Below are 5,861 nucleotides of genomic sequence, written 5' to 3' on the forward strand. Positions count from 1 at the left end.
GCCGGCGCTGTACCAGCGCTGGCAAGGCTACACGCAGGCGGCAATCTGTATGCCGGGGGGTGGCTTCCAGGCCTCGGAGTTTGCGGTGGTGCTGGACACCTCCGGCTCCATGGACCAGCGCATCAGGGTGAAACAGGCGGAAGACCCCTGGTACATCGGCTTGCTCACCCGTATTCCGTTCGTCGATGAGCTGCTGGCCAACAACCAGCCGCAACGGCTGACCCGCATGGACGTGGCGAAAAGCTCGCTGACTGCCGTGATCGGCGACCTGGACAAGAACGTGGACATGCGCCTGGTCACCTTCGATGGCTGCCGCAGCCCGGTGGACCACGGGGTCTTCGGCCAAGGCCAGCGTGCCGACCTGGTCAAACGCATCGCAGATCTGAAAGCACGTGGCGGTACAGGGCTGGGCATCAGCCTGGAAGCGGCAGCCAGCAAGCTGAACGGGCGGGACCGCGACGCTGTGATCGTGATGTTCGTGGATGGCCGGGACAGTTGCGGCACCAGTGTGTGCAGCGTGTCGGAACAGATAGCCAAGAGCCAGCCACGCCTGCGGATCAACGTGGTCAACATCAGCGCCAGCACCGGTTCCAATTGCGCAGCCAGCAATACCGGCGGGCGGGTTTACACCGCCAACGATGCAGCCGCAGTGGCGGCGGCCCTCAAGGAGGCGAGCCAGGAGGTTGCCGCGAGTGGTTGCCTGTAGACGCAGTGATGGATGGCACCGGCTGCGCCGGTGTTCGCGGCTAAAGCCGCTCCCACAGATGCACCACAGGCCTTGAGGTCAGTGCCACTCCGGAGGGAGCGGCTTTGCCGCGAAGAGGCCCGCACAGGCGAACACCGATGACGTTTTTCAATCGACTGCATGCCGTTTCCTGCATTGCCGTGCAGAGCGCCGTGTCGGATGCTTTAGTTACTCCGAGACAGCGCCGTTTTCCACCCGCAGAGGCCCGTATGAAGACCGTCGAACAAATCCTCAAGACCAAGTCCCAGCACCAGACCGTGTACACCATCGGCCCGGATGACTCGGTGCTCGACGCCCTGAAAATGCTGGCGGAGAAAAACGTCGGTGCGTTGCCCGTGGTCGAGGGCAACCAGGTGGTGGGTATCGTCAGTGAACGGGACTATGCACGCAAACTGGTACTCAAGGGCCGCTCTTCCGCCGCCACCCCGGTGCGCGAAATCATGAGTGCGCCGGTGGTCACCGTGGAACCCAAGCAGAACCTCGAGTACTGCATGAACCTGATGACCAACCGCCACCTGCGCCACCTGCCAGTGGTCAGCAACGGAGAGTTGCTCGGTCTGCTGTCGATTGGTGACCTGGTCAAGGAAACCATCGCCGAACAGGCCGGCCTCATCCTGCAGTTGGAGCAATACATCCGCGGCGAATGAGGCCCCTCTCAATGGTAGGCGCGCTCCAGTTCGTCCAGTTGATGGTCGAAGCTGCGCAGGCGCGCCGACCAGGTATACACCAGCACTTCCAGGTCACGGTTGAGCACGGCGGTATTGCCATGGCCGCTAGGGGTGGGTTCGCCAAGGTCCAGCTGATAGCGCTCGCGGGCCATGGCCTGGGCAACGCTGGACAGGTCGCGGGCATTGGCCAGCCAGTGGTGGTGATGGTCGTGAATTTCGCGGTCAAGCGTGCGGCACTGGCGCTTCAGCGCATCCAGGCTCTGCTCCAGCGGGGTGCCCTTGAGCTCACCCATGACCTCTTCGAACGTACGCCCCGAATGCCAGTAGCTGCCCCAGAAATAGCGGTCGAACACGGTTTCGACGCGGCGCAGCGCGACCTTGGTGTTCCAGATGGTCAGCAGCGTTCGGCCCTGGGTCACTTCGCGCTTGTTCAAGTGCAGCTGCTGCCAGGCGATCCAGGTCAGCGTCACCAAAGCAGCCGCCACAGTGATTGCAGCGGCGGCATACAGAAAGTGCACCGCCTGGTTCATCTGTTGCGTATGCCTGATGCCGTAGAAGTAACTGGCCGTCAGCGTGCCCAGGATCATCACGGAGCACCAGAAACCTGGTGCGTAGGGATCTTTCATGGCGCTATCCCCTATTGTTTTCCTGAGCATAGCAACGGCCAATCACTCGTCAGGTGCCGCTCGGCACTTTATTTTTTCTGGGGATGAAGCGCCTCGTTCAGTTGGTCGATCATGGGAATCCAGTCGTCATCAGCGATGTATTTTTCTTTCAGGAAATCGCGCTGCGAATCGTTCCAGAATGGGGCATCGACCAGTTTCACATCGTCGTCGAGCGGTGAGTGAGTCGTGATGAACCTGTCGATTTCGACCGGGTCGTCAGACAGCCCCAACTGTTTGAAAATTTCAGACAAAGGATGAATCGGATTGTCCATGGTTCCTCCTCGGTGCCGAACCGATCATCGACGATGCCGGCCCGGCATGGGTTGAGAGCATCAGCTGAGCTCACGCACTTCGGCGCGCGGCACCAGCTTCAAATATTGCTCCATGCTCATGTGAATCAGATGATCGTGATCACCCGCCTCCAGATAGACATCGCCCTGGCGAGTAAGACTCGAATCAAGCAGCATCTTTATCTGGTATGCATCGCCCAACGCAGGCACGGCCCCCCGTTCGCAGTCGCCGAACAGGCTCGGCAGGCCGCTTTCACGGGTCAGTTGCCAGGCCCCCGACATGCGCACCTTACTCATGTCCAGGTGCCGGTTGGCCGGTAGTACGGCCATGATGTAGTTGCCATGCCGGTCATCGAGCATCACCGACTTGGCGACCCGCTCGGCGGGCACGCCAGCCGTGCGGGCCGACTCCAGGCTGGTGGCCGAATGTGGATGGGGAATGATGTCGTAGTCGCAGTTGGCCTTGTCCAGGCGATTCTGCAGGGTCTTTGCCATACGCATGGTGCACCTCCGGTTTCGCCCCCCAATCTTCAATTTTAGGCCGGCTGCCGGCAGCCGGGGCTAAACTTGTTGTATGAGGACGACCGAGGTGACGACAGGTGATCGCCCGCTGCTGGCGCTGGCTGTTGCTGCTGTTGCTGCTTGGCATCACGCCGAGCGGTCAGGCTGCGGCCGGTGAGCAAGCCGTGCTGTTGTTGCCGGTGAGTGTCGCCGGCGCGGCACTGATCCTCCTCGGCATCGCCTTCATGCTCGCCGAAGCCTTCCTGCCCAACTACGGCGTAGTCGGCTTTGCCGGCATCATCGCCTTCGTGGTCGGCGCGCTGTGCCTGATCGACACCGATACCCCCGGCTTCGGCCTCCCGCTGGCCTTGGTCGCTACGCTGGCACTGCTGCTGGTACTGCTGATCGGTGGGGTGCTGGCGACGGCCGTGAAGGCGCGCCGACGGGCGCTGGTAAGCGGCGACGCCGGCCTGCTGGGTAGCCTGGCCACCGTCACCCAGGTGATGGCGGGCAACCCGTTGCGTGGCGTGGTGCTGGCGCAAGGCGAGCAATGGCAAGTGCAATGCGCGACACCGCTGCAAGCCGGCCAGAACGTGCGGGTGACCGCGCGCAATGGCGTGATGCTGGACGTCAGCGCCGCCGGGCAGGCGGCGCAAGGAGCGTGAGCATGTTCATGCAAGTGGGTTTCGGCGCGATAGCAGTCGTTGTGGCGATGCTGTTGCTGTCGGCATTTCGCATCCTGCGCGAATACGAGCGCGGCGTGGTGTTCCAGCTGGGACGCTTCTGGCAGGTGAAGGGGCCGGGGCTGATCCTGTTGATCCCGGTGATCCAGCAAATGGTCCGGGTCGACCTGCGCACCGTGGTGCTGGATGTACCGACGCAGGATGTGATCACCCGCGACAATGTCTCGGTCAAGGTCAACGCCGTGCTGTACTTCCGTGTGCTCGACCCGCAAAAGGCGATCATCCAGGTCGAGGACTTCATGGTGGCGACCAGCCAGTTGGCCCAGACCACCCTGCGCGCGGTGCTCGGCAAGCACGAACTGGATGAATTGCTGGCCGAGCGCGAACAGCTGAATGCGGACATCCGCCAGGTGCTGGATGCGCAGACTGATGCCTGGGGCATCAAGGTGGCCAACGTCGAGATCAAGCACGTCGACCTCAACGAATCGATGGTACGCGCCATCGCCCGCCAGGCCGAGGCCGAGCGCGAACGACGGGCCAAGGTGATCCATGCCGAGGGCGAATTGCAGGCGTCGGAAAAGCTGATGCAGGCGGCGCAGATGCTGGGCAAGGAGCCGGGGGCGATGCAGTTGCGCTACATGCAGACGCTGGGCGCGATTGCCGGGGACAAGAGCTCGACCATTGTCTTCCCGTTGCCGGTGGATTTGCTCAAGGGGTTGATGGACCGGCAGGAATAGCGGCAAGGCATTCGTCGGCGAGCCTGCGAATGCCTTGCCTGCGGTGTATCAGAGGGGCGCGCGGCGCAGGGTAGCCAGGAAGGTAGCGGCACCAATGAACAACCCGGCAAACGTGCGGTTCAGACGCTTCTGCTGCTTGGGCGTACGCAGCAGGCGCAGCACCCGCGAGGCCAGGCCGGTGTAGCCCGCCATCACCAGCATGTCCACGCTGATCATGGTTACCGTGATGGCCACATACTGCGGCAACAGCGGCGCATGCGGGTTGAGGAACTGCGGCAGCACCGCCAGCATGAACACCAACGCCTTGGGGTTGCTGACGTTGACCAGGAAGCCACGGAACACCAGGCTAAGCGGCTTGCCGATCGGGCGCACGGCGGACTCGTCGCTCATGTCCATCGGCAGGGCCCGCCACTGCTTGTAAGCCAGGTAGACAAGGTAGCCAACGCCGAACCATTTGATGACCTGGAAGGCCGTGGCAGAGGCAGCCAGCACGGCTCCGACACCGGCGGCAATAATGGCGATTTGGACAATCAGGCCCAACTGTAGGCCCAGGGCGTTCCAGTAACCACGCCAGAAGCCATATTGCAGGCCGCTGGACATCGAGGCGATCGCCCCGGCACCGGGTGAAAGGCTGATCACCCAACAGGCGGCAAAGAAGCCCAACCATACTTCCATCGACATCACGCACCTCGCTCGAACATATGTTGCAAAACGTTAAGCTAAGGCGTTGGTGAAAAAATAACCAGTTATTTTTGGGGGCGTTCGCCTTGAGACCTGCATCGTCTATGAGACCGAGCGCCGCCCGCGCGGCGCTCGATCTCACAGGCGCTGAAAGAGTCAAGGCGAACACCCTTCAGTCCTCACCCAATCCAAGCCCCCCGATCAAGACAGCGCCTCAAGCTCCGCCTGCATGCTTTCGAGGGTCTCCAGCGCTTCCATCCAGGCCTCTTCCAGCTCGCCTTCGCGCTGCTTGAGCTTGGTCTGGCGCGCCAGCAGGTCACGCAACTCATCCTTGCGTGCAGCTTCGTACAGACCGCCGTCACCCATGACGGTATCGATCTCGGCCAGTTGCGCGTGCACCTGGTTGAGCTCGCTTTCCAGCTTGTCAGCGGCTTTCTTGTGCGGGGCCAGTTGCTGGCGCAAGGCTGCCGCAGCCTGGCGCTGGGCTTTCTTGTCGGTCTTGTCCGGGTTGACCGGGGCAGCGCTGGCCGGGGCGCTGCGCTGGCGGAACTCGACCAGCCAGCGGCTGTAATCGTCGAGGTCGCCATCGAAGGTATCGACCTTGCCGTCGGCCACCAGCAGGAAATCGTCGGTGGTGCTCTTGAGCAAGTGACGGTCGTGGGATACCACCACCACCGCCCCCTCGAACTCCTGCAGGGCCATGGTCAGCGCCAGGCGCATTTCCAGGTCGAGGTGGTTGGTCGGCTCGTCCAGCAGCAGCAGGTTCGGCCGCTCCCAAGCGATAAGGGCCAGCGCCAGGCGGGCCTTTTCGCCACCGGAGAAATTCACTACCGGCTCGTCGGTGCGGGCACCGTGGAAGTCGAAACCACCCAGAAAGTCGCGCAGGGTCTG

At 62.4% G+C, this 5,861-nt stretch carries 8 protein-coding genes and 1 pseudogene; 4 read left to right on the forward strand and 5 right to left on the reverse strand.

Annotated features, from left to right (window positions below; all coding sequences use genetic code 11):
• Positions 1–706: VWA domain-containing protein (locus HP547_RS22445; protein WP_172287459.1), on the forward strand; the 706-nt coding region annotated here is incomplete at its 5' end.
• Positions 707–954: 248 nt separating this feature from the next.
• Positions 955–1,392 carry a CBS domain-containing protein gene (locus tag HP547_RS22450; protein ID WP_172287460.1) on the forward strand — a complete coding sequence of 146 codons (438 nt, stop codon included), beginning with the start codon at positions 955–957 and terminating at the stop codon, positions 1,390–1,392.
• An 8-nt stretch (positions 1,393–1,400) separates the two neighbouring features.
• On the opposite strand, the gene HP547_RS22455 is transcribed toward HP547_RS22450, so the two are convergent.
• From HP547_RS22455 to HP547_RS22465, 3 genes are all read right to left on the reverse strand, one after another.
• Positions 1,401–2,039: an NADH:ubiquinone oxidoreductase subunit N gene (locus HP547_RS22455; protein ID WP_172232250.1), complete on the reverse strand. Its 639-nt coding sequence runs from the start codon at positions 2,037–2,039 to the stop codon at positions 1,401–1,403.
• A 68-nt stretch (positions 2,040–2,107) separates the two neighbouring features.
• A complete protein-coding gene (locus HP547_RS22460) occupies positions 2,108–2,350 on the reverse strand; it encodes a DUF2789 domain-containing protein (RefSeq protein ID WP_172232253.1) in 243 nt (80 codons plus the stop codon).
• A gap of 60 nt (positions 2,351–2,410) precedes the next feature.
• Complete coding sequence (locus HP547_RS22465) at positions 2,411–2,869, reverse strand: aminoacyl-tRNA deacylase (RefSeq protein WP_172232256.1); 459 nt, start codon at positions 2,867–2,869, stop codon at positions 2,411–2,413.
• 182 nt (positions 2,870–3,051) lie between these two features.
• On the opposite strand from HP547_RS22465, the pseudogene HP547_RS22470 reads away from it, so the two are divergent.
• Positions 3,052–3,534 (forward strand): annotated as a pseudogene (locus HP547_RS22470) (NfeD family protein); the annotation flags it as partial.
• Positions 3,535–3,536: 2 nt separating this feature from the next.
• Complete coding sequence (locus HP547_RS22475) at positions 3,537–4,289, forward strand: slipin family protein (RefSeq protein ID WP_172232259.1); 753 nt, start codon at positions 3,537–3,539, stop codon at positions 4,287–4,289.
• A gap of 48 nt (positions 4,290–4,337) precedes the next feature.
• Here the strand turns inward: HP547_RS22475 and HP547_RS22480 are convergent, their stop codons facing one another.
• Together HP547_RS22480 and HP547_RS22485 are read right to left on the reverse strand one after the other, a co-directional pair.
• A complete protein-coding gene (locus HP547_RS22480; RefSeq protein WP_172287461.1) occupies positions 4,338–4,970 on the reverse strand; it encodes a LysE family transporter in 633 nt (210 codons plus the stop codon).
• 201 nt (positions 4,971–5,171) lie between these two features.
• Positions 5,172–5,861, reverse strand: a 690-nt coding sequence (locus HP547_RS22485) for an ATP-binding cassette domain-containing protein (RefSeq protein ID WP_172287462.1), incomplete at its 5' end; no start/stop codon positions are given.

Origin of the sequence: Pseudomonas sp. CM27 (genome assembly GCF_013179515.1) — a bacterium.
Taxonomy (GTDB): Bacteria; Pseudomonadota; Gammaproteobacteria; order Pseudomonadales; family Pseudomonadaceae; genus Aquipseudomonas.